22 protein-coding genes and 1 riboswitch are annotated in these 20,693 nt (G+C 60.6%); of the genes, 6 read left to right on the top strand and 16 right to left on the bottom strand.

The window, feature by feature from the left end; translation table 11 throughout:
* Positions 1 to 345: 345 nt before the first annotated feature.
* On the top strand, positions 346 to 2,634 hold the full coding sequence (gene metE, locus M9827_RS10885) for a 5-methyltetrahydropteroyltriglutamate--homocysteine S-methyltransferase (RefSeq protein WP_250605438.1): 2,289 nt from the start codon (positions 346 to 348) through the stop codon (positions 2,632 to 2,634).
* Positions 2,635 to 2,862: 228 nt separating this feature from the next.
* Complete coding sequence (locus M9827_RS10880) at positions 2,863 to 3,414, top strand: GNAT family N-acetyltransferase (protein WP_250605437.1); 552 nt, start codon at positions 2,863 to 2,865, stop codon at positions 3,412 to 3,414.
* Here M9827_RS10880 and M9827_RS10875 read toward each other — a convergent pair.
* The 4 genes from M9827_RS10875 to M9827_RS10860 form a co-directional block, all read right to left on the bottom strand.
* Positions 3,353 to 4,117, bottom strand: coding sequence for an ABC transporter ATP-binding protein (locus M9827_RS10875; RefSeq protein WP_250605436.1), 765 nt, complete (start codon positions 4,115 to 4,117; stop codon positions 3,353 to 3,355). The genes M9827_RS10880 and M9827_RS10875 overlap by 62 nt on opposite strands.
* Positions 4,114 to 5,118: a FecCD family ABC transporter permease gene (locus M9827_RS10870; RefSeq protein ID WP_250605480.1), complete on the bottom strand. Its 1,005-nt coding sequence runs from the start codon at positions 5,116 to 5,118 to the stop codon at positions 4,114 to 4,116. Before M9827_RS10870 ends, M9827_RS10875 begins: the two co-directional genes overlap by 4 nt.
* A gap of 8 nt (positions 5,119 to 5,126) precedes the next feature.
* Positions 5,127 to 6,140, bottom strand: coding sequence for an ABC transporter substrate-binding protein (locus M9827_RS10865; protein WP_250605435.1), 1,014 nt, complete (start codon positions 6,138 to 6,140; stop codon positions 5,127 to 5,129).
* A gap of 144 nt (positions 6,141 to 6,284) precedes the next feature.
* A riboswitch (cobalamin riboswitch) is annotated at positions 6,285 to 6,477 on the bottom strand.
* A 42-nt stretch (positions 6,478 to 6,519) separates the two neighbouring features.
* Complete coding sequence (locus M9827_RS10860; protein WP_250605434.1) at positions 6,520 to 7,455, bottom strand: Ppx/GppA family phosphatase; 936 nt, start codon at positions 7,453 to 7,455, stop codon at positions 6,520 to 6,522.
* On the opposite strand from M9827_RS10860, the gene M9827_RS10855 reads away from it, so the two are divergent.
* The 3 genes from M9827_RS10855 to map all read left to right on the top strand — a co-directional run bounded on the left by M9827_RS10855 (position 7,454) and on the right by map (position 8,853).
* On the top strand, positions 7,454 to 7,672 hold the full coding sequence (locus M9827_RS10855) for a hypothetical protein (protein WP_250605433.1): 219 nt from the start codon (positions 7,454 to 7,456) through the stop codon (positions 7,670 to 7,672). The two genes, M9827_RS10860 and M9827_RS10855, sit on opposite strands and share 2 nt — an antisense overlap.
* Before the next feature lie 165 nt (positions 7,673 to 7,837).
* The gene (locus M9827_RS10850; RefSeq protein WP_007918027.1) at positions 7,838 to 8,065 is read left to right on the top strand and encodes a ParD-like family protein; all 228 of its coding nucleotides are present in this window, start codon (positions 7,838 to 7,840) and stop codon (positions 8,063 to 8,065) included.
* Positions 8,062 to 8,853, top strand: coding sequence for a type I methionyl aminopeptidase (gene map / locus M9827_RS10845; protein WP_250605432.1), 792 nt, complete (start codon positions 8,062 to 8,064; stop codon positions 8,851 to 8,853). Before M9827_RS10850 ends, map begins: the two co-directional genes overlap by 4 nt.
* Before the next feature lie 203 nt (positions 8,854 to 9,056).
* On the opposite strand, the gene M9827_RS10840 is transcribed toward map, so the two are convergent.
* The 5 genes from M9827_RS10840 to ribBA form a co-directional block, all read right to left on the bottom strand.
* Entirely contained in the window at positions 9,057 to 10,211 is a 1,155-nt protein-coding gene (locus tag M9827_RS10840) for an ABC transporter ATP-binding protein (RefSeq protein WP_250605431.1), read from the bottom strand.
* 17 nt (positions 10,212 to 10,228) lie between these two features.
* On the bottom strand, positions 10,229 to 11,038 hold the full coding sequence (locus M9827_RS10835) for an ABC transporter permease (protein WP_250605430.1): 810 nt from the start codon (positions 11,036 to 11,038) through the stop codon (positions 10,229 to 10,231).
* Between the two features lie 6 nt (positions 11,039 to 11,044).
* Positions 11,045 to 11,992 (bottom strand): ABC transporter permease, encoded by a 948-nt coding sequence (locus tag M9827_RS10830; protein ID WP_250605479.1) that lies wholly within the window; start codon positions 11,990 to 11,992, stop codon positions 11,045 to 11,047.
* A complete protein-coding gene (locus tag M9827_RS10825; RefSeq protein WP_007918009.1) occupies positions 11,989 to 13,014 on the bottom strand; it encodes an ABC transporter substrate-binding protein in 1,026 nt (341 codons plus the stop codon). Before M9827_RS10825 ends, M9827_RS10830 begins: the two co-directional genes overlap by 4 nt.
* Positions 13,015 to 13,483: 469 nt before the next feature.
* Positions 13,484 to 14,593, bottom strand: a complete 1,110-nt coding sequence (gene ribBA, locus M9827_RS10820) for a bifunctional 3,4-dihydroxy-2-butanone-4-phosphate synthase/GTP cyclohydrolase II (protein WP_250605429.1) — start codon at positions 14,591 to 14,593, stop codon at positions 13,484 to 13,486.
* 68 nt (positions 14,594 to 14,661) lie between these two features.
* On the opposite strand from ribBA, the gene M9827_RS10815 reads away from it, so the two are divergent.
* Complete coding sequence (locus M9827_RS10815) at positions 14,662 to 14,958, top strand: DUF1330 domain-containing protein (protein ID WP_250605428.1); 297 nt, start codon at positions 14,662 to 14,664, stop codon at positions 14,956 to 14,958.
* A 123-nt stretch (positions 14,959 to 15,081) separates the two neighbouring features.
* On the opposite strand, the gene M9827_RS10810 is transcribed toward M9827_RS10815, so the two are convergent.
* The 7 genes from M9827_RS10810 to M9827_RS10780 all read right to left on the bottom strand — a co-directional run bounded on the left by M9827_RS10810 (position 15,082) and on the right by M9827_RS10780 (position 20,410).
* Positions 15,082 to 15,645 carry an NUDIX hydrolase gene (locus tag M9827_RS10810; RefSeq protein WP_250605427.1) on the bottom strand — a complete coding sequence of 188 codons (564 nt, stop codon included), beginning with the start codon at positions 15,643 to 15,645 and terminating at the stop codon, positions 15,082 to 15,084.
* Position 15,646: 1 nt separating this feature from the next.
* Positions 15,647 to 16,399: a GntR family transcriptional regulator gene (locus M9827_RS10805; RefSeq protein WP_116256671.1), complete on the bottom strand. Its 753-nt coding sequence runs from the start codon at positions 16,397 to 16,399 to the stop codon at positions 15,647 to 15,649.
* 42 nt (positions 16,400 to 16,441) lie between these two features.
* A complete protein-coding gene (locus M9827_RS10800) occupies positions 16,442 to 16,846 on the bottom strand; it encodes a carboxymuconolactone decarboxylase family protein (protein WP_250605426.1) in 405 nt (134 codons plus the stop codon).
* 132 nt (positions 16,847 to 16,978) lie between these two features.
* On the bottom strand, positions 16,979 to 17,464 hold the full coding sequence (locus M9827_RS10795) for a flavin reductase family protein (RefSeq protein ID WP_250605425.1): 486 nt from the start codon (positions 17,462 to 17,464) through the stop codon (positions 16,979 to 16,981).
* A gap of 12 nt (positions 17,465 to 17,476) precedes the next feature.
* Complete coding sequence (locus M9827_RS10790; RefSeq protein ID WP_095050099.1) at positions 17,477 to 18,958, bottom strand: aldehyde dehydrogenase; 1,482 nt, start codon at positions 18,956 to 18,958, stop codon at positions 17,477 to 17,479.
* On the bottom strand, positions 18,955 to 19,788 hold the full coding sequence (locus tag M9827_RS10785; RefSeq protein WP_250605424.1) for an alpha/beta fold hydrolase: 834 nt from the start codon (positions 19,786 to 19,788) through the stop codon (positions 18,955 to 18,957). The genes M9827_RS10790 and M9827_RS10785 overlap by 4 nt, the downstream gene beginning before the upstream one ends.
* A gap of 31 nt (positions 19,789 to 19,819) precedes the next feature.
* Positions 19,820 to 20,410 (bottom strand): amino acid synthesis family protein, encoded by a 591-nt coding sequence (locus tag M9827_RS10780; RefSeq protein ID WP_007917992.1) that lies wholly within the window; start codon positions 20,408 to 20,410, stop codon positions 19,820 to 19,822.
* Positions 20,411 to 20,693: the final 283 nt, after the last annotated feature.

The following is a 20,693-nucleotide window of genomic DNA, read 5'->3' as shown; positions in this document are numbered from 1 at the left end:
AAAGACTCGCGTGCAACATAGGCGCAGACATCAGCTGTCGCAACCTTTAGTCAGCCGCAAATACAGCCATTTCGATCTAACGATAGAACCAAATCAGCGACCTTGAAGGAATGAATCGAGTGCGTTTACACAGAGGCGCCATTGAGTTTCCAAAGGGCGTCTTTGCGTGATGAAAAGCTTGATCTGCAAATGAATATCCTGCACTCGCGAAGGCATTTTCTGCAGCCGACAGCAACTAACTGATCATGAGGAGATCTCGTGTTCAACAAGATTAAAATGAGTTTGTCTCACCAGTGACCGATGCCGACAATGGCCGCCATCAACAGGACATTGGAGTTGTTTGTTATGGCACTGGCCCATTCCCTTGGATTTCCGCGCATCGGTCGCGACCGCGAACTGAAGAAAGCGCAAGAGGCGTTCTGGAAAGGAGAACTGAACGAGGCTGGCCTGCGTGACGTCGGTCGCGAGCTGCGCAAAGCTCATTGGGACTTGCAGAAAAACGCCGGTATCGAGCTGCTGCCGGTCGGCGATTTCGCCTGGTACGACCAGGTCCTGACCCACTCGCTGATGTTCGGCGTGATCCCGGAGCGCTTTCGTCCGCACGACGGCAAGGCCAGTCTGCAAACCTTGTTCGCCATGGCCCGTGGCGTCAGCGACAGTTGCTGCGGCGGTGCGCACGCTCAGGAAATGACCAAGTGGTTCGACACCAACTACCACTATCTCGTCCCGGAATTCAGCGCGGATCAACAGTTCCAACTGGGTTGGGAGCAGTTATTCGAAGAGGTCGAAGAAGCCCGTGCGTTGGGCCACAACGTCAAACCAGTGATCATCGGCCCGCTGACGTACCTGTGGCTGGGCAAGGCCAAGGGCGCGGAATTCGACAAGCTGGACTTGCTCGATCGTTTGCTGCCGCTGTACGGCCAGATCTTCGCGCGTCTCGCCGCCCAAGGCGTGGAATGGGTGCAGATCGACGAGCCGATCCTGGTGCTCGACCTGCCGCAGGAATGGAAGAACGCTTTCGAGCGTGCCTACAACCAGATTCAGCGTGATCCGCTGAAAAAACTCCTCACGACTTACTTCGGTGGTCTGGAAGAAAACCTCGGCCTGGCTGCCAACCTGCCGGTTGATGGTCTGCACATTGATCTGGTCCGCGCGCCGGAACAGTACCCGACCATTCTTGATCGCCTGCCGGCCTACAAAGTGTTGTCGCTGGGCGTGGTCAACGGGCGTAACGTCTGGCGTTGCGATCTGGAAAACGCCTTGGCGACGTTGCGCCATGCCCATGAACGTCTGGGTGAGCGTCTGTGGGTCGCGCCGTCCTGCTCGCTGCTGCACAGCCCGGTGGATCTGGGCCGTGAAGACAAACTCGATGCCGAACTGAAAAGCTGGCTGGCTTTTGCCGTCCAGAAGTGCGAAGAAGTGACAATTTTGGCGCAGGCCGTCAATGAGCCGGAAGCGCCGAAAGTGCTGCGAGCACTGACCGAAAGTCGTTCGGTGCAGGCCGCTCGTGCTGCTTCGCCGCGCATTCACAAACCTGCGGTGCAAGCCCGGGTTGCCGCTATCACGGCCAAGGACAGTCAGCGTCAATCGCTGTTTGCTCAGCGTATCGCCAAGCAACGCGCTGGCCTGGATCTGCCGCTGTTCCCGACCACGACCATCGGTTCGTTCCCGCAAACTGCATCGATCCGCCTCGCTCGCCAGTCATTCAAACAAGGCAAGTTGACCGAAGCTGAATACACCGAAGCGATGCACAGCGAAATCCGCCACGCGGTGGAAATTCAGGAGCGTCTGGGCCTCGATGTGCTGGTGCACGGTGAAGCCGAGCGCAACGACATGGTCGAGTATTTCGCCGAACAACTGGACGGCTACGTATTCACCCGGTTTGGCTGGGTGCAGAGTTACGGTTCACGTTGTGTGAAACCGGCGGTGATCTTCGGCGACCTCAGTCGCCCGAAAGCCATGACGGTCGAGTGGATCCGCTACGCCCAAGGCCTCACCGACAAGGTCATGAAAGGCATGCTGACCGGGCCGGTGACCATGCTGATGTGGTCGTTCCCCCGTGAAGATGTCAGCCGTGAAGTGCAGGCCCGGCAACTGGCGCTGGCGATCCGCGATGAAGTGGTCGATCTGGAAGCCGCCGGCATCAAGATCGTGCAGATCGACGAAGCTGCGTTCCGTGAAGGTCTGCCGTTGCGTCAGGCGCAGTGGCAGCCTTATCTGGACTGGGCGACCGAGGTGTTCCGCCTGTGCGCCTCGGGTGTACGCGACGAAACGCAGATCCACACGCACATGTGCTACAGCGAGTTCAACGATGTGATCGAGTCCATCGCCGCCATGGACGCCGATGTGATCACCATCGAAACCTCGCGCTCGGACATGGAATTGCTGGACGCCTTCGAAGCCTTCGCTTACCCGAACGAAATCGGCCCGGGCGTTTACGACATTCACTCACCACGCATCCCGGATGCTTCGGAAATGGTCAATCTGCTGCGCAAGGCTGCCAAACGGATTCCCGCCGAGCGGCTGTGGGTCAACCCGGATTGCGGTTTGAAAACCCGGGGTTGGCCGGAGACCGAAGCGGCGCTGGTGCACATGGTCACCGCTGCCCGGCAACTGCGCAAAGAGCTGGCCTGACAACAAACCGGAGCATTGCTCCGGTTTTCTCACTCCAACGACAACACCTGTGGGGGCGAGCCTGCTCGCGAAAGCGTCCTGTCAGTCAACATCATTGTTGAATGATCTGCCGCCTTCGCGAGCAGGCTCGCTCCCACAGGGTTTTGTGTAAGTCAGGCGATTTTGGATGGCCTCACGGGGCCCGCAGTTGCTACTGTGCCCAGCCGCATCCCAGGTGTTTGCCGTTACATGAGTGATCAACCCGTTATCCAGGCCGTGTCCGACGCAGACATTCCCGAGGTGCTGGATTTTGTTCTAAGCGCCCGTGCCGAGCTTTTCCCCAAGCTCAGCGCGACGGGCATGCCCGACGATCTGGCGCGTTTTGCCGAGGTTTATCTGCGTGGGGCAGGGCGCTTTCTGATCGCTCGCCATGAAGGGCAGATCGTGGCCTCGATCGGCTATCTTCCTTACGACCGACGCTTCCCGCACTTGCCTTATCCGTACCTTAAAGTGGTGGAAATCGTCCGCCTGTTCGTCCTGCCATCGCAGCGACGTTCAGGGTTGGCCGGTGCACTGTATCGATCACTCAAGGATCTGGCGCTCGCCGACGCAGTCGAGGTGATCTACCTGCACACCCATCCATTTCTGCCGGGCGCCATCGAGTTCTGGCAGCGACAAGGTTTCGACATTATCGATGTCGACGCTGACCCGGTCTGGCAGACCACGCACATGCACAGCGTCATGAATGGAATCGAAGAATCTGCGCCCCATCAAACGGGTCCGTCAGGTAATGCGCCCTGACCCCGAATGTCTCTTGTAAACGCTGCGGTGTCAGCACCTCCAGCGGCGCGCCCAGCGCCACCAGCCGCCCGCGCTCCAGCACCGCCAGACGATCACATTTCAATGCCTGATTAAGATCATGCAGTGCGATCAGCGTGGTCACCGGCAACGCCTGCACCACGTTGAGAATGGTCAGTTGATGCTGAATGTCGAGGTGATTGGCCGGTTCGTCGAGCAACAGAATCTGCGGCCGCTGCGCCAATGCCCGGGCGATGTGTACGCGCTGCCGTTCACCGCCGGACAAGCTGCGCCACAGACGCGTGCGCAAGTGCATCGCGTCAACGTCGATGAGTGCCTGCTGGACGATGGCGTCGTCTGCGTTCGACCACGGTTGCAGCGCCGACAGCCAGGGCGTGCGCCCCAGCGCCACCGCATCGAACACGCGAATGCCGTCGTCGGTGTCAGCCTGCTGTTCAACCACCGCGAGTTTTTGCGCAATGCTGCGCCGGGCCATTTTGCCCAGGCGTTGACCGTCGAGCAGCACCTCGCCGGCACTCGGTTCGCGCAGGCCGGCCAGAAGTTTGAGCAGAGTGGATTTGCCCGAGCCATTCGGCCCGACAATACCCAGGGTTTCTCCGCGCCGGACGTCGAGGCTGACACCGTTGAGCAACTCGGCGCCGCGTACGCGGAAGCTCAGGCCGGAACAACTCAAAACACCGCTCATCGTGCGGACCTGCGGCCAATCAGAATCAAGGCAAACACCGGCGCGCCGACCAGTGCGGTAATCACTCCGACCGGAATCACCTGGCCCTTGATCAGCGTGCGCGACAGCACGTCGGCGGCAATCAGAAACACCGCGCCGCCCAACGCACTGGCCGGCAGCAACCGCGCATGACCCGTACCGAGCAACAGGCGCGCGGCGTGGGGAATCACCAGACCGACAAAACCGATCGAACCGACAATCGACACCATCACCGCCGTCACCAGCGCTGCGCAGCCAATCAACAGAATCTGCACACGCCGCACCGGAATGCCGAGCGATGCCGCCGAATCCGCGCCAAAGGTAAACGCATCCAGCGCCCGCCGATGCCACAGGCACACAACCAACCCCAACACGGCCACCGGCACCGCCAGCCACACCGACGGCCAGCGCACCCCACCAAGATTGCCCAGCAGCCAGAACATGATCCCGCGGGCCTGTTCGGAGCTGGCCGAGCGAGTGATCAGAAACGCCGTTAGCGCGTTGAACAGCTGCGAGCCGGCGATCCCCGCAAGAATGATCTGCCCGGTGCCGCTGGCCGAGCCGCTGACCCGCGCCAGCACAATCACCAGCACGAACGCCGTTACGGCGCCGGCAAAGGCACCGACCGACAGCGAGATCAACCCGGCACCGACGCCAAGCAGCGCGACCAACACCGCCCCGGTCGAGGCGCCGGCAGAAATGCCCAGCAGATACGGATCGGCCAACGGGTTGCGCAGCAGCGACTGCAAAATCACCCCGCAGGTGGCTAACCCGGCACCGCATGCCGCCGCGACCAATGCGCGGGTCAGGCGGTAGTTCCAGACGATGCCTTCATCGATGGGGTCGAGCACGTGCCCGGCGCCCCATAATTTGTTGGCCAGTACTTGGCACACCACGCCGGGTTCAATCGAGGTTTCACCAATGGCCACGCCGGCGATCACTGCAATCAACAGGGTCGCCAGGGCCACGAGCGTGCGGATCAGGCTGGCACTCATCGCGGCAGGTCATAGCCGTTGATGGCCTTGGCCAATTGTTCGATGCCCTCGAACATGCGCAGGCTCGCCTGCAGGGCCATGGCGTCGAGGATGATGATGCGGTTGTGTTTCACCGCGTCCATGTTGCGCGTGACAGGGTCGCTGCGCAGGAAGGCGAGTTTCTTTTCATAGTCGTCGGCGGGGAAGCGTCGACGATCCATGCGCGCGATGACCAGGAAGGTCGGATTGGCCTTGGCGATGGTTTCCCAACCGACCGTTGGCCACTCTTCATCGGACGCCACCACATTGCGCACGCCGAGCGTGCTGAGCATGAAGTCGGGAGCGCCTTTGTGCCCGGCCACGAACGGTTCGATGTCCATTTGTGCGCTGGAGAACCATACCAGGGCGCTGGCGTCCTTCAGTTGTTTGCCTTGGGCGGTGGCAATCGACTTGGCGAGGCTGGCCTTGAGTTCGTCGTTGAGCTGCTGACCACGATCCTGCACATCGAAGATTTGCGCCAGTTGGCTCACGCTCTTGTAAATCGAGTCGATGCGAAACGGTGCGAGCCGCGTGCCATCGGCGCCGACGAGGTTGTCCTTGGCTTCGCAATCGGAAGGCAGCAGATAGGTCGGAATCTTCAGCTCATGAAACTGCTCGCGAGTGCCCACCGCACCTTGCGGGCCGACCATCCATTCCAGCTCCACGGCGACCAGTTGCGGGCGCTTGCCGATCACCGATTCGAAACTCGGCTCGTTGTCGGCCAGGCGCTCGATCCGGTCGTTCTGCGCCTTGTACTTGTCCAGCACGTTGTTGAACCACAGCGAAGTGCCGACGACTTTGTCGCCCAGACCCATGGCGTAGAGCATTTCCGTGCCGGCCTGGCCGATGGTCACGGTGCGGGTCGGGGCCTGCGGGAAGGTCAGGGTGCTGCCGCAGTTCTCGATCGTCAGCGGATAGACAGTCGGTGCCGCCTGCGCCAGGGCGCAAAGGCTCAGGCCGGTGATGAGGGTGGCAATGCGGGGCAGCAGCATGGGGCAGTCTCCGAGGGAACCGTACGGGGAGCGGGAGAGTACGGTCTGGAAACACACCATCGAACGCGGTCAGGGCAACCGCGCAAGGCCGGGCAGCAATCGAAGACGCGCACGGCACGATGTCCTTCCCGGACACCCCGCCGGTTAGTAGTCACTGTGCCGGCAGGTCTCCTGACTGATGCGTCATCACCTGGCTCCGGCCTTCCCGGGTTCACCCAGTGGCAGTCGTGGAGCAGGCTCGGCACCTACAGTTGCGGGGGCAGTTCCGATCAATGCTGTGCAAGCATCTCGGATTCCCTATTAGTCCCGTTCGGGAACCAGCGGCGGCATGGTAGTCGATCAAGCCGCTGAAGGGGAGACGAATCTGTCGCGGCGAGGATCAGTGCTGGCTCATCAAACCGTGCAACACGCCCAGACGCAGGCCCGGTTCCGACGGCAGCATTTGCGCGATGCCGAACACTTTGAACGCCGCCAGCATCAACACCAGACCGCCGGGCAAAATGCTCTGGCGGTGCGGTTGCAGGCCGGCGAGCTTGAGCTGTTGTACGTTGTTCACCTTCAACAGCAGCAGCGACAGGCGCAGCAGTCCGCCGTAGGTGATGCCGTCCTGACCGAAGTCGTTTAGGCAATTGGCTTTGAGCACTTTGGCAAGCATGCGCGCGGTGCCGGAAGAGCCAATGGTCTGCTGCCAGCCTTGCGCACGGTAGCGTCGGGCAACTTTTTCAAACTGCAGGATGGCGAAGCGTTCGGCCGCCTGTAGCGCGCCGGCAGACACATCGCCGCCGCGAAAGAACCGCGTGCTCAGGGTGCCGCTGCCGATGGCGATGCTCTCCGTCAGCAACGGCTGTGAGCCTTGGCCGAGGATCAGCTCGGTCGAACCGCCGCCGATGTCGACTACCAGGCGCATGTCAGCAGCGCTCGGCAAGGCATGGGTCACACCGGCGTAGACCAGTCGCGCCTCTTCATGGCCGCAAATGACATCAATGGGAAACCCCAGATGCCGCTCGGCACTGGCGAGAAACAGTTGCGCGTTGTCAGCCTCGCGCACTGCACTGGTCGCCACCGCACGCACTCGGCCAGCCTCGAAACCGCGCAGCTTCTTGCCGAACCGCGCCAACGCCTGCCAGCCGCGATCGAGGGCCAACGCATCCAGTGCGCCGCCGTCAAAGCCTTCGGCAAGGCGCACTGGTTCACGCAATGTTTTCACTTCCTGAATCATGAAGCCTTTTCGGCTGCGCACTGACTGGCCGATCATCAGGCGAAAGGCATTCGAACCCAGGTCGATGGCGGCAAACAGCGAGGCGTCGTCTTTCATGGGAATCCTTGCAGAGCATCCGCCCGAAGGCTCAAGACGGTTGCGAGGATTCTGCCTTGATCTTGATGACATCCTGATGACGGGGCGGGGGTGGTTCAGTGAATGTGCGGTTGTCATGACACTGTCATTATCCGGCGTCTATGCTGAGGCCAATACATCGCGTGTTCTTAAAGTTTTTGCTGCCAGATTTGGCAGCTTTTTTTTGCCTGAAATTTGAGCGAGGGCCTGCCCCGCCTGATCGTTCCCACGCGGAGCGTGGGAACGATCATCAGCAAGATCAAAAGATCGCAGCCTTCGGCAGCTCCTACAGGGGGCGTATTTGCAATTTTCAATAGAGGTTGGCTAATATACGATCCATATACAAATCGTATCGGATCCATATATGGGCATCGTAAAGATTTCAGAGGACATGCACGAGAATCTGCGCATCTCGAGCAATGCGCTCAGCCGCTCGATCAACGCGCAGGCCGAGCACTGGATGCGCATCGGCATGCTCGCCGAACTGCACCCCAACCTCGACCACAGCGCCATTTGCCGCTTGCTGATCCGCGCCGAACAGAACGGCGGGCTGGATCTGCAACAACTGACTCAGGAAGCCGTCAGCGCATGAGAAACCAGATCAAGATCAACACTCCGGCCGACATCGCGCAATCGCGTGCTGCCGGCAAACTCGCCGCTGAAGTGCTGGCCATGCTGGTGCCGCATGTGAAGGCGGGCGTCACCACCGATCAGCTCGATCAACTGTGCAACGACTACATCGTCAACGTGCAGAAAGCGGTGCCGGCGAATGTCGGTTATCACGGTTTTCCGAAAACCGTCTGCGCCTCGGTCAACGATGTGGTCTGCCACGGCATTCCATCGGGCACGCCGTTGAAGGATGGCGACATCGTCAACCTCGACATCGCCGTGATCAAGGACGGCTGGTTCGGTGACACCAGCCGCATGTACGTGGTCGGCGAGGCGACGCCTGAAGCGCAACACCTGATCAAGACCACCTACGAGGCGATGTGCGCGGGCATTCGCATGGTGAAACCGGGCGCTACGTTGGGCGATATCGGCCATGCGATCCAGAGCCTGGCGGAAAAGGAAGGCTTCAGTGTAGTGCGCGAGTACTGCGGGCATGGCATCGGCAAGGTCTACCACGATGAGCCGCAGATCCTGCATTACGGCTTCCCGAATCAGGGAATGAAGTTGAAGGCGGGGATGATTTTTACCGTTGAACCGATGCTCAACGCCGGCAAGCGTCACGTGAAGAACATGGCGGATGGCTGGACGGTGCTGACCAAGGACGGCTCGTTGTCGGCGCAGTGGGAGCATATGGTGGCGGTGACCGAAACCGGCTTCGAAATCCTCACGGCGTGGCCGGATGAGATCGAAGGTTACCGCGCCATTACCTGATACCGCGTCGACTGGTTCCCTCACCCTAGCCCTCTCCCAGAGGGAGAGGGGACTGACCGAGTTGCTTTGGCGTTATACATCGACTTGAAAGTCCTGAGTCGATCTCAGGTCCTGAAAAGCCCCCCGATCTGCTCCCTTTCCCCCTCGCCCCCCTTGGGGGAGAGGGCTGGGGTGAGGGGGCAAACCTCACAGACAACACGATTTCAGTGAGCGCCCGCAGCCTTGTTGAGATCGCTTTCGGTCCATTCGGTATACACGCAGGCATCGGCAGTCGCCCAGCGCACTTGCACTGGATCCCCGGCCTTGAGCGGCATGCCAGCGGCCGACAACGCCTTCACCGTCATCGACGTGCCGCCCGAAGTAACCACACTGCAAGTCTGGCTCTCACCGAGAAACAGCACTTCCACCACCTTCGCCGAAACCTCGTTCCAACCGGCCGCCAGCGGTTCGCTGCTAGCTTGCTCCACGCTCAACGCCAAGGCCTTTTCCGGCCGCACCATCAGCAACACATCCTGATCGGTATGCAACCCGGCCGTCAGCCGAATCGACAACGATTGCCCTTCAAAACTCGCCGCCGCATTGCTTTGCGCCTTGAGCTTGAGGAAGTTCGAGTTGCCCAGAAACGACGCGACAAAGGCATTCGGCGGATTCTGATACAGGTCATAACCACTGCCCAGACCAACAATCTTGCCGTGACTGAAAATCGCGATGCGTTGCGACAAACGCATGGCTTCTTCCTGGTCGTGGGTCACGTAAACGATGGTGATACCCAAACGGCGATGCAGCTGGCGCAGTTCATCCTGCAAATCTTCCCGCAGCTTTTTATCCAGCGCACCGAGCGGTTCGTCCATCAACAGGATGCGCGGCTCGTAGACCAGCGCCCGGGCGATGGCGACGCGTTGTTGCTGGCCGCCAGACAGTTGCGAAGGACGGCGATGAGCGAACTGCTCAAGCTGCACCAGTTTCAGCATCGCATCGACGCGCTTGTCACGTTCAGCCGTAGCCAGTTTGCGAATCGCCAACGGAAACGCGATGTTGTCGCGCACCGACAGATGCGGGAACAGCGAGTAGCGCTGGAACACCATGCCGATGTCGCGCTTGTGCGGTGGCACATTCACTAGCGACTGACCGTTGACGAGGATCTCGCCGCTGCTCGGTGTTTCAAACCCGGCGAGCATCGACAGCGTCGTACTCTTGCCCGAGCCGCTGGAGCCGAGGAAGGTCAGGAACTCGCCGTCCTTGATGTCCAGCGAGATGTTGTCGACGGCGGCAAAGTCGCCGTAGTGCTTGTTCAGGTTGCGCAGGCTGACCAGGGGTTTGTCGTTCTGCTGGGAAGCGTCTTTGATCACGGCACTCATGTCGTACTCCTGGGCGCTCAGGCGCTGATTTCGTTGCGCCGGCGCAATGCGGCGGCGATGACCATGACCAAAACCGACAAGCCGATCAGCAGCGTCGAAGCGACGGCGATCACTGGCGTCAGGTCCTGGCGCAGGGTGGTCCACATTTTCACGGGAAGGGTTTGCAGGGTGGGACTTGCCATCATCACGCTGAGCACCACTTCGTCCCACGAAACGAGGAAGGCGAAGAGGGCGCCGGCGACCATGCCCGGACGAATCGCCGGGAACGTCACCTTGAACACCGCTTGCAGGCGCGAGGCACCGCAGATCACCGCTGCGTCTTCAATCGACTGATCGAACAGCTTCAGCGAGTTGATGATCGAGATAATCGTGAACGGCAGCGCGACGATCACATGGCTGACGACGAAGGCGAACATGGTCCCGGTGTAACCGAGCTTGAGAAGCAGCGCATACACCGCCACGGCAATGATCACCAGCGGCACGATCATCGGCAGGGTGAACAGGCCGTAGAGCATTTCCCGACCGGGAAAGCGCCCGCGAACCAGCGCAAACGCCGTCGGCAAACCGAGGGCCACGGCGCAGATCGTGGTCAGCACGGCAACCTTGAGGCTAGCGGCTGCGGCGTTCATCCAGTCCGGGTTGGAGAAGAACTGGCCGTACCATTTCAGCGTCCAGCCCGGTGGCGGGAACACCAGCCACTGCGAGGAGCCGAACGACAGCAGGACGATGAAGACGATCGGCAACAGCAGGAACAGACCGATCAGCCCGGTGGTGGCGTAGAGGCCGAAGCGCATGCGCCGGCTCATCGCATTGGGGGTCAGGAGCATGTCGGCTTACCTCGCGTTACTGGCGCCAACCGGGGATTCCGGCTGAAGCTTCAGGTAGAAGTAGAACAGCACCAAAGTGATCGCGATCAGCAACGCAGCGCCGGCACTGGCCAGGCCCCAGTTGAGGAACGATTGCACCTGCTGAATGATGAACTCCGGCAGCATCATGTTCTGCGCACCGCCGAGCAGCGCCGGGGTGACGTAGTAACCGAGCGACATGACGAACACCATCAAGCCGCCGGAGGCCAGACCCGGCCGGCACAGCGGCAGGAACACCCGGAAGAAGTTGGTCCACGGGCTGGCGCCGCAAATCGAGCCGGCCTGCAGAATCATCGGATCGATGGCCTGCATGGTCGCCTGCAACGGCAGCACGATGAACGGGATCATGATGTAGCTCATGCCGATCACCACGCCGGTGAGGTTATGGACCATTTCCAGCGGCTGATCGATGATGCCCATCGCCATCAAGGCCTTGTTGATCACCCCGGAGGCTTGCAGCAGCACCAGCCACGAATAGGTGCGGGCGAGCAGGCTGGTCCACATCGACAGCAGCACGATGTTGAGGATCCAGCGCCCCCAGCCGCGCGGCACCAGCGTGATCGCCCACGCCAGCGGAAAGCCCAGCAGCAGGCTGAACAGCGTCACCAGCCCGGCCACCGAGAAGGTGTTGAGCAGCACCCGCGCATAGGCCGAGTTGGCGAACAGTTGTTCGTAGTTGCCGAGGCCCGGAGTTGGTTCGAGTACGCCGCGCAACAGCAGGCCAATCAACGGCGCGAGAAAGAACAGGCCGATGAACAGCAGCGCCGGTGCGAGATTGCCGGCGCCGCGCCAGCGTTGTCTGAGGGACGGGGCTTGCTGCATCGCAACCGCCTGTTTTCCGTGGGCCTTACCGGCAGCGCTGGTCGCGCTCCCGGTGGCAGTGGAGGGACGGGACGCGGTGGCCGCCATTTTCATTTGACCAGCCATTCGTTCCACCGTGTCGCGATGGCCTGGCCGTTTTTGGCCCAGTACGCGAAATCAAGAGTGATCTGATCCTTAGCGTAGGCAGTCGGCAGGTTGGGGGCCAGCGTCGAATCCAGACGCTCCACACTGTCGAGGTTGACCGGGGCGTAGGCGGTCAGGTTGGAGAAGTCGGCCTGGCCCTTGGCGCTGCTGGCGGCGGCCAGAAACTTCATCGCCGCGTCCTTGTTTTTCGAGCCTTTTGGAATCACCAGAATGTCGGCCATGACCAGGTTTTGTTTCCAGCTCACACCGACCGGTGCGCCGTCTTCTTGCAGGGCGTGGATGCGACCGTTCCAGAACTGGCCCATGCTCGCTTCACCGGACGCCAGCAGTTGCTGCGACTGCGCGCCGCCGCCCCACCAGACGATGTCTTTCTTGATGGTGTCGAGTTTCTTGAAGGCGCGGTCGAGATCGAGCGGGTAGAGCTTGTCGGCGGCTACGCCATCGGCCAGCAGTGCCAGTTCAAGCACGCCGGGGCTTGGCCATTTATAGAGGGCGCGTTTGCCGGGGTAGGTTTTGGTGTCGAACAGGGCGCTCCAGTCCTGCGGCTTGTTGGCGCCGAGTTTGCCCTCGTTGTAGCCGAGGACGAAGGAGAAGAAGAACGAACCGACGCCGTGATCGCTGACGAAACGCGGGTCGATCTTGTCGCGCTGAATGACTTTGAAATCGAGGGGTTCGAGCAGGCCTTCAGCGGCGGCGCGCAGGGCGAAATCGGCTTCGACATCGACCACGTCCCACTGCACGTTGCCGCTCTCGACCATGGCTTTGAGTTTGCCGTAGTCGGTCGGGCCGTCCTGCACGACGGTGATGCCGCTGGCCTTGCTGAACGGATCGGCCCAGGCCTGTTTCTGCGCATCCTGGGTGCTTCCGCCCCAGCTGACGAAGTTCACGCTTTCGGCAGCCATGGCAGCCTGACCGGTAACGCTGAGCAGTCCCGCGAAAAAGATCGCGGTTGCAGCTTTGTTCAACACCATTTTTACGCCCTCATTGTTGTGTTTTTGAGCGGGCTTGCGTTGTTGCCCGCCTGTCGGGAGCAGTAGACGGACGTCCGTTGGAGTGTCCGGTCTATGGAATATCATATTATGGTATTCCAAACTTTGTGCAAGCACTTTGCCTTACCGGTTATCTGGCGGTGGGTGATTTTTTCACTCGAGAGATGTGTAGAAATTCTAGATCCAGCCCCTCACCCCAGCCCTCTCCCAATGGGAGAGGGGGAAAGGGAGCAGATTTTCATGCTGTTCAAAACCGAGTCCGACCCGGTATTGGAAAGGGAGCCGATCCTCATGTTGTTCAAAATCGAGCTCGACTTGTTATTGGAAAGGGACCTGATATTCGTGCTGTTCAAAACCTGAGTTCGCACCGGTATTTCAGGTCGATGTATAGCGACTAAACACCTCGGTCGGCGCCCTCTCCCTCCGGGAGAGGGCTGGGGTGAGGGCAGCTTCACTCGGTGAACGGAATACTCTCGACCACCTCCAGGTCATACCCGGTCAGACCAGCGTATTTCAGGGGAGGGCCCAGATGCCGCAGCTTGCCCACCCCCAGGTTTTGCAGAATCTGCGCCCCAGTCCCCACCTCCGAATAAATCCGCGATTGCGAACGGCTGAACTGTCTCGGCGGCTGGGTCAATTGCGGCACCCGCTCCAGCAGCGCCTGCGAAGACTCGTGATTGGCCAGCACCACGACAACCCCATGGCCCTCAGCTGCGACCCGTTGCAACGCCGCCCACAACGTCCAGTTCGTCGGCCCGCTGTACTCGGCGCCGACCAGGTCGCGCAGCGGATCGATTACATGCACGCGCACCAGCGTCGGCACTTCACGGCGCAAATCGCCCATGACCATCGCCATGTGCACGCCGCCCTCGATGCGATCCTCAAAGGTGATCAAGCGGAACGTGCCATGCACCGTCGGCAGCTCCCGTTCGCCGATGCGTTCAATGGTGTGCTCGGTGCTCAGGCGATAGTGGATCAGGTCGGCGATGGTGCCGATCTTGATCCCGTGCTTGCGCGCAAACACTTCCAGATCCGGGCGACGGGCCATGGTGCCGTCGTCATTCATCACCTCGACGATCACCGAGGCCGGGGTGAAACCGGCCAGCCGCGCCAGATCGCAACCGGCTTCGGTGTGGCCGGCGCGGGTCAGCACGCCACCTTCCTTGGCGCGTAGCGGGAAGATATGGCCCGGCTGCACCAGATCTTCCGCACGCGCATTCGGCGCGACGGCAGCGGCCACGGTGCAGGCGCGATCTGCTGCCGAGATACCGGTGGTCACGCCAACCGCCGCTTCAATCGACACGGTGAACGCCGTGCTGAACACGCTGCCATTGGCCGGCACCATTTGCTCCAGGCCCAGACGCTGGCAATGCTCGTCGGTCAGGGTCAGGCAGATCAGCCCGCGCGCTTCGCGGGCCATGAAACTGATCGCTTCCGGCGTGCAACGGTCGGCGGCCAGCAGCAGGTCGCCTTCGTTTTCGCGGTCTTCATCATCGACCAGCAGGACCATTTTGCCGAGACGATAATCTTCGATGATTTCTTCGATGCTGTTGAAGGCCATGCTGGACTCTCAGGGTTCGTTGGAAATATATTGGTATACCATAATACAAAATCAACAAAGAGGTCACTATGAAGGCGTACTGGATTGCTCATGTGGATATAGCCGATGCCGATCACTACAGCCAATACACCCAGCGCGCGCCGGTGGCGTTTGCTGAGTTTGGTGCGAAATTTCTGGCGAGGGGCGGGCGCAGCGAAGCGATGGAAGGGCGCAAGACGCCGCAACGCAGCGTGGTGATCGAGTTCGAGAGCTATGAGAAGGCTGTGGCGTGCTACCACTCGGCGGCGTACCAGGAAGCGAAGAGTTACCGCGAAGAATGGGCGAGGGCGGAGATCATCATCGTCGAAGGCATCGCCCCAATCTAAGCGACACCACTACACCCCTGTATGAGCTGCCGAAGGCTGCGATCTTTTGATCTTGCTTCCAAAAACAAAGTCAAAAGATCGCAGCCTTCGGCAGCTCCTACAGTGATTGGTTAATGCTGGAAATCAGCGGATAAAGTGAATCTTGCCGCTGTCATCATTGCCCATGTAAATCCCATACACCCCAGCCTGACGCTCCTCGATATAGCGCTCGAGAATCTGCCGGATCGCCGGATAGTAGATCTGCTCCCACGGAATGTCTTCCGGCGCGAAGAACTTGTAATCCAGGGTTTCCGGGCCGTACTGCCCGGTGATCTCCAGCGCAATGGCACGGAAGATGATGTACACCTCGCTGATCTTCGGCACGCTGAAAATCGAGTACGGCGAGACGATTTCCGCGCGCACGCCGCTTTCTTCCCAGACTTCGCGGATGGCCGCTTGTTCGGTGGTCTCGCCGCTTTCCATGAACCCGGCGGGCAGCGTCCAGGTGCCCGGGCGCGGGGGAATCGCCCGTTGGCACAGCAGGTATTTGCCGTCCTGCTCGATGATGCAGCCGGCAATGATCTTCGGATTGACGTAGTAGATGTAGCCGCAGCCACGGCACATCAGGCGCTCGTGCGTATCGCCCGGCGGCACCTGCTGACCGAGGTCAGGGCCACCGCATTTCGGGCAATAGCTCGGGCTGAACATATCAGTGACCTATACGGGGTTCTTTCAGCGCGATGGGCAGGGTGATGTTCGGCGTGGCGCCGGTCTCTTCCTGTTTGCGCTTGAGGTAGTCGAGCGCCACCGCAGCAGCGGCGCGAACGTGATCGACGCAGGCCTGATGCGCCGCCAGCGGATCGCCGCTCTTGATCGCCTCGACCATTTTTTCCATTTCGTGGTTACTCGCGCCGCGACGGTTTTCCTGGGACACCGAAGTCGCGCGCAGGTAGCTGATGCGCGCCTGCAACTGACGCAGCTGAGTCGCCGCGACATGGTTGCCCGAGCCTTCGAGCAGCACGTCGTAGAAGCCCTGCACCGAGTCGATTACCTGTTGCAGTTCGCCGTCCTTGAGTGCTTTGCGGTTGTCGTCGAGGGCTTTTTCCAGGGCTTTGATGTCTTTGGCTTTGGCGCGCAGGGTGAACAGCTGGACGATCAGGCCTTCGAGTACACAGCGCAGCTCATAGATGTCGACCGCATCGGCGAGGGTGATGATCGCCACGCGTGGCCCTTTGGCGTCGGCGAACTCCACCAGACCTTCGGATTCGAGATGGCGCAAGGCTTCGCGCACCGAGGTACGGCTGACGCCGAGGCGATCACACAGATCGCGTTCGACCAGACGATCCCCTGGCATGAGCTGGAAATTCATGATCGCGCTACGCAGTTTGTCCAGCACGATTTCGCGCAGGGTAACGGGGTTGCGATTGACCTTGAAGCTGTCATCGAGTGGCTGGCGTTTCATGGGGTCCGCTCTTTAAGTTGGCTGTCCATGCCAGACGGGCATCTAAACAGCCGAGGGGTTGACTGGGGCCTCGGCGTCGGCTTCGGCAAAGGCTTCACGGGCCAGCCGGAAACTGTCCACGGCCGCCGGAACGCCGCAATAAATGCCGACCTGAAGCAGAATTTCGCGTATTTGCTCACGACTAAGGCCGTTACGCAAGGCGCCACGCACATGCAGCTTGAGTTCATGCGGACGGTTGAGCGCCGAGATCATCGCCAGGTTGATCATGCTGCGCTCCTTGAGCGACAAACCCTCACGCCCCCAGACATGGCCCCAGCAGTATTCGGTGACCATTTCCTGGAGTGGGCGGGTGAAGTCGTCGGCGTTCTCTATTGAACGCTGTACATAAGCTTCGCCGAGCACCTCAGTGCGGATTTTCAGGCCTTTTTCGTACTTTTCGTTACTCATCATTCCTCCAGTCACCACAGATCCCTTGTGTAGGAGCTGCCGAAGGCTGCGATCTTTTGATCTTGCTCTTGAAAATCAAAGTCAAAAGATCGCAGCCTTCGGCAGCTCCTACAGGGGATTTGTGTGAATCCGTCAGGCCAGGGTCGGCAGCGGCCCGAGCTTGCCTTTGTGGTAGATCATCGGTGTCACCGGTTGCGCGGGCAGGATCAGGTTCTTCACCGCGCCGACGATGATCGCGTGATCGCCACCATCGTATTCACGCCACAACTCGCACTCGATGATCGCCGTCGCTTTGGCCAGAATCGGGTTACCGAGATCGCTCAAATGCCACTCGATGTTCTTGGCCTTGTCTTTGCCTTTACCGGCGAAGGCGTAGGCCTCGGCGGTCTGGTCGGCGGACAGCAAATGGATCGCGAACTTCTTGCTGTCACGCAGCACCGGGTAGGTGTCGGAAGCGTAGTTAGGGCAGAACAGCACCAGTGCCGGGTCAATCGACAGCGCGCTGAAGGCGCTGGCGGTGATGCCGACGATGCCGCCATCCGGGTCGAGGGTGGTGACCACCGTGACGCCGGACGGGAATGAGCTCATGACGTCTTTGTAAATGCCGGGTTCGATCATTTCGCAGGACTCCTAGCGCATCACAAACGGATCAGGCATTGGTGCCTGAGAAAGGTTGATCCACACCGTTTTCAGTTCGGTGTAGGCCAGCACCGAATCGATGCCGCTTTCGCGTCCATAGCCACTGTTCTTGAAGCCGCCGATTGGCGCCATCGCCGACACCGCGCGGTAAGTGTTGACCCAGATAATCCCCGAGCGCACATCACGCGCGAGGCGATGGGCGCGGCCCAGATCGCGGGTCCAGATGCCGGCCGCGAGGCCAAATTGCGAGTCGTTGGCGATCGCCAGTGCTTCGGCTTCATCTTTGAAGCGAATCACCGAAGCCACCGGGCCAAAGACTTCTTCCTGCATGATCTTCATCGAATTGCGGTCGCACTCGAACAGCGTCGGCTCATAGAACCAGCCTTCGCCGAGATCGGTCGGGCGCTTGCCGCCGGTGCGCAACCGCGCGCCCTCGGCGATGGCATCGGCGACCAGACCTTCGACCACCGCCAGTTGCTGCGCGGTGGCCATCGGGCCCATTTCGCTGTGGTCTTCCTGCGGGTTGCCGATGCGAATGCGCTGGGCGCGCTCGACCAGTCGGCTGACGAATTCGTCGTAGATCTCGTCCTGCACCAACAGCCGCGAACCGGATACGCAACTCTGCCCCGATGCGGCGTAGATCCCGGCAATCGCGCCGTTGATCGCGCTGTCCAGATCGGCGTCGGCGAAGATGATGTTCGGCGATTTGCCGCCCAGTTCCAGCGACAGTTTGGCGAAGTTCTCGGCGCTGCTGCGCACCACATGCCGGGCTGTCGCCGCGCCGCCGGTGAAGGCGATTTTGCGGATCAGCGGATGGCGGGTGAGGGCGGCGCCAGTGCTCGGGCCGTAACCGGTGACAACGTTGACCACGCCCGGCGGAATCCCCGCTTCGAGGGCCAGACGCGCCAGCTCAAGAATGGTCGCCGAAGCGTGCTCGGATGGCTTGATCACAATCGTGTTGCCGGCGGCGAGGGCCGGGGCGAGTTTGATTGCGGTCAGATAGAGCGGACTGTTCCACGGAATGATTGCCGCGACCACACCCATCGCTTCGTGCACCGTGTAGGCAAACAGGTCGGGCTTATCCAGCGGCAGGGTGCCGCCTTCGAGCTTGTCGGCAAGGCCGGCGGTGTAGTGAAAGAACTCCGGCAGATAGCTGACCTGGCCACGGGTTTCGCGGATCAGTTTGCCGTTGTCGCGGCTTTCCAGCTGCGCCAGTTGTTCTTTATTTTCCGCAATCAAATCACCGAGACGGCGCAGCAGTTTGCCGCGTGCGGTGGCGGTCAGACCACGCCAAGCCGGACTGTCGAAAGCCGTCTGTGCCGATTGCACGGCGCGTTCGACGTCAGCTTCATCAGCGTCAGGCAATTCTGCCCAGGCTTGCGCGGTGGCCGGGTTGAGGCTTTCGAAGGTCTTGCCGGAGAGGGCATCGACCCATTCTCCGCCGATGCACATCTGGAAGCGTGCGAGTGTCATGCAACGATCCCCTTTATATGGTTTTGTCGGGAGTGTGCGAATTCGAGAAATTCCAGCAGCGTCTGATTGACCAGACGCGGCGACTCTACGGGCATCATATGCCGTTGCTCAGACAGCACGGCAACCTTCGCACCGGGGATGCGCCGGGCCAGTTGCTCGGCCATTTCCGGGGTCGAACCCGGATCGAGTTCGCCGGTGGCGATCAGCGTCGGCGCCTGAATGCTGCCCAGGTCGTCGGCGCGGTACATGTCTTGGGTGGCGAACAGTTCGTAGGTGGTCAGATAGCCTTGCGGATCATTATTAGCGAGAGTCTGGCGCAGCGCGGCGATCTGCGCCGGGTTGGCCGCCTGATACTCGCGGCTGAACCAGCGTGACAACGCGGCTTCGGCGTTGGCGTCCGGGCCATGTTCGGCGGCCTGCGCAGTGCGGGCAATGACACCAGCACGCTGTTCTTCGCTGCGGTTGAACACGCTGTTCAACACCACCAGGCTTTGCAGGCGCTCCGGGTAATGCAGGGCAAACGCTCGTGCGACCAGACCGCCCATGGAGAAACCGATCACCGCTGCCTGTTGCAGATTCAGGTGATCGAGCAGCTCCAGCAACTGATCGGCGTAACCGAGCAGGGCGGTGCCGCTGGCCGGTCGCGGGCTGGCGCCATGGCCGAGCATGTCGTAGGCGATCACCCGGTATTGGCTGGACAGGCCGACAATCTGCCCGCCCCACATTTCTTTGTTCAGGCCCACGCCGTGGATCAAAACCACGGGCTGGCCTTGGCCGGTCGCCAGGTAACTGGTGCCAGCCGGGGTGAGTTCAGCGGTGAGCCGAATCATGGAGCGCTCCTGCAGTGCCTTTTTATTGTGATTACTGGGCTTTTTCGGCGGCCAGTTCTTCCAGGTCGATGTAGCGGTTGCCGATGCGCGGGTGCAGGCGACCACCGTCGGCGCAACCCAGCACGACAACGATTTCGTCGGCACGCGGCGCGTCTTCGATCTGCATTTCCAGGGTGATGTAGTGCGAACGCTGACCTTCGTCGTCCTTGTGCATCATCGGGATCTGGATCGAAGTGCCCGGGCCGCCGCGCTTGTTGGTGAAGCTCAGGTAGCTCTTGGCGTTGACCGCTTCGCGGTAGTGATTGCCAAAGCGCAGGGTGTGGATCACGGCGGAGGCGTGTTCGATCTCGCCGTCAGCGCCGACCACGGCGGCTTTGCCGTAGGCCTCGATTTTTTCCGCACCGCCGATGATGCCGACCAGACGCTCGACCATCAGCGCGCCAAGGTCGGAGCAGTTGGCGCGGATCTGTGGCTTGAGGTCTTCAACGAAACCATTGCCCACCCAAGGGTTCTTCATCACCACGGCGAGGCCGACCATGGTCACTGGCTTGTCAGTGGCCTTGCCGCCTTCGATGAAGGTTTCTTCGACATAGCTGACGATCTTGCGAATTTCGAAACTCATGAGCTGCTCCGTTGGGGGATTGAGAGTGTCTGTGCGTCTGATGGTATACCATAATACCGATCGTGCAAGTCCCCCGCGCAAGATTTGCCGCATCCATCCGGCGAATGGCGCTGCATTCACTGACAACCACAAATCCCAAGACCACCCCTAACCCCTGTGGGAGCGAGCAGGCTCGCTCCCACAGGGGAATTCATCTGTTATAGAGAGCGGCTTTCGGTTAACAAAAGATAACGTGGCGCCGATTGTCAGACGTTTCGAAAGCCCGATAGGATGAGCCAGCTTC

This window comes from Pseudomonas sp. AKS31 (assembly GCF_023634765.1).
Lineage (GTDB): Bacteria > Pseudomonadota > Gammaproteobacteria > Pseudomonadales > Pseudomonadaceae > Aquipseudomonas.
This window is presented reverse-complemented; position numbering and strand designations above follow the sequence as displayed.

What these genes read in the sequence shown, in the direction of transcription:
- M9827_RS10795 (WP_250605425.1), bottom strand. Translation starts at nt 17,464, where the DNA reads ATGATCGAACCCGGCATTTACAAAGACGTCATGAGCTCATTCCCGTCC.
- M9827_RS10785 (WP_250605424.1), bottom strand. Translation starts at nt 19,788, where the DNA reads ATGATTCGGCTCACCGCTGAACTCACCCCGGCTGGCACCAGTTACCTG.
- M9827_RS10875 (WP_250605436.1), bottom strand. Translation starts at nt 4,117, where the DNA reads ATGAGCGGTGTTTTGAGTTGTTCCGGCCTGAGCTTCCGCGTACGCGGC.
- M9827_RS10810 (WP_250605427.1), bottom strand. Translation starts at nt 15,645, where the DNA reads ATGTTCAGCCCGAGCTATTGCCCGAAATGCGGTGGCCCTGACCTCGGT.
- M9827_RS10780 (WP_007917992.1), bottom strand. Translation starts at nt 20,410, where the DNA reads ATGAGTTTCGAAATTCGCAAGATCGTCAGCTATGTCGAAGAAACCTTC.
- M9827_RS10805 (WP_116256671.1), bottom strand. Translation starts at nt 16,399, where the DNA reads ATGAAACGCCAGCCACTCGATGACAGCTTCAAGGTCAATCGCAACCCC.
- M9827_RS10855 (WP_250605433.1), top strand. Translation starts at nt 7,454, where the DNA reads ATGGGAATCCTTGCAGAGCATCCGCCCGAAGGCTCAAGACGGTTGCGA.
- map (WP_250605432.1), top strand. Translation starts at nt 8,062, where the DNA reads ATGAGAAACCAGATCAAGATCAACACTCCGGCCGACATCGCGCAATCG.
- metE (WP_250605438.1), top strand. Translation starts at nt 346, where the DNA reads ATGGCACTGGCCCATTCCCTTGGATTTCCGCGCATCGGTCGCGACCGC.
- M9827_RS10815 (WP_250605428.1), top strand. Translation starts at nt 14,662, where the DNA reads ATGAAGGCGTACTGGATTGCTCATGTGGATATAGCCGATGCCGATCAC.
- M9827_RS10790 (WP_095050099.1), bottom strand. Translation starts at nt 18,958, where the DNA reads ATGACACTCGCACGCTTCCAGATGTGCATCGGCGGAGAATGGGTCGAT.
- M9827_RS10835 (WP_250605430.1), bottom strand. Translation starts at nt 11,038, where the DNA reads ATGCTCCTGACCCCCAATGCGATGAGCCGGCGCATGCGCTTCGGCCTC.
- M9827_RS10840 (WP_250605431.1), bottom strand. Translation starts at nt 10,211, where the DNA reads ATGAGTGCCGTGATCAAAGACGCTTCCCAGCAGAACGACAAACCCCTG.
- ribBA (WP_250605429.1), bottom strand. Translation starts at nt 14,593, where the DNA reads ATGGCCTTCAACAGCATCGAAGAAATCATCGAAGATTATCGTCTCGGC.
- M9827_RS10850 (WP_007918027.1), top strand. Translation starts at nt 7,838, where the DNA reads ATGGGCATCGTAAAGATTTCAGAGGACATGCACGAGAATCTGCGCATC.
- M9827_RS10830 (WP_250605479.1), bottom strand. Translation starts at nt 11,992, where the DNA reads ATGAAAATGGCGGCCACCGCGTCCCGTCCCTCCACTGCCACCGGGAGC.
- M9827_RS10865 (WP_250605435.1), bottom strand. Translation starts at nt 6,140, where the DNA reads ATGCTGCTGCCCCGCATTGCCACCCTCATCACCGGCCTGAGCCTTTGC.
- M9827_RS10880 (WP_250605437.1), top strand. Translation starts at nt 2,863, where the DNA reads ATGAGTGATCAACCCGTTATCCAGGCCGTGTCCGACGCAGACATTCCC.
- M9827_RS10800 (WP_250605426.1), bottom strand. Translation starts at nt 16,846, where the DNA reads ATGAGTAACGAAAAGTACGAAAAAGGCCTGAAAATCCGCACTGAGGTG.
- M9827_RS10825 (WP_007918009.1), bottom strand. Translation starts at nt 13,014, where the DNA reads ATGGTGTTGAACAAAGCTGCAACCGCGATCTTTTTCGCGGGACTGCTC.
- M9827_RS10860 (WP_250605434.1), bottom strand. Translation starts at nt 7,455, where the DNA reads ATGAAAGACGACGCCTCGCTGTTTGCCGCCATCGACCTGGGTTCGAAT.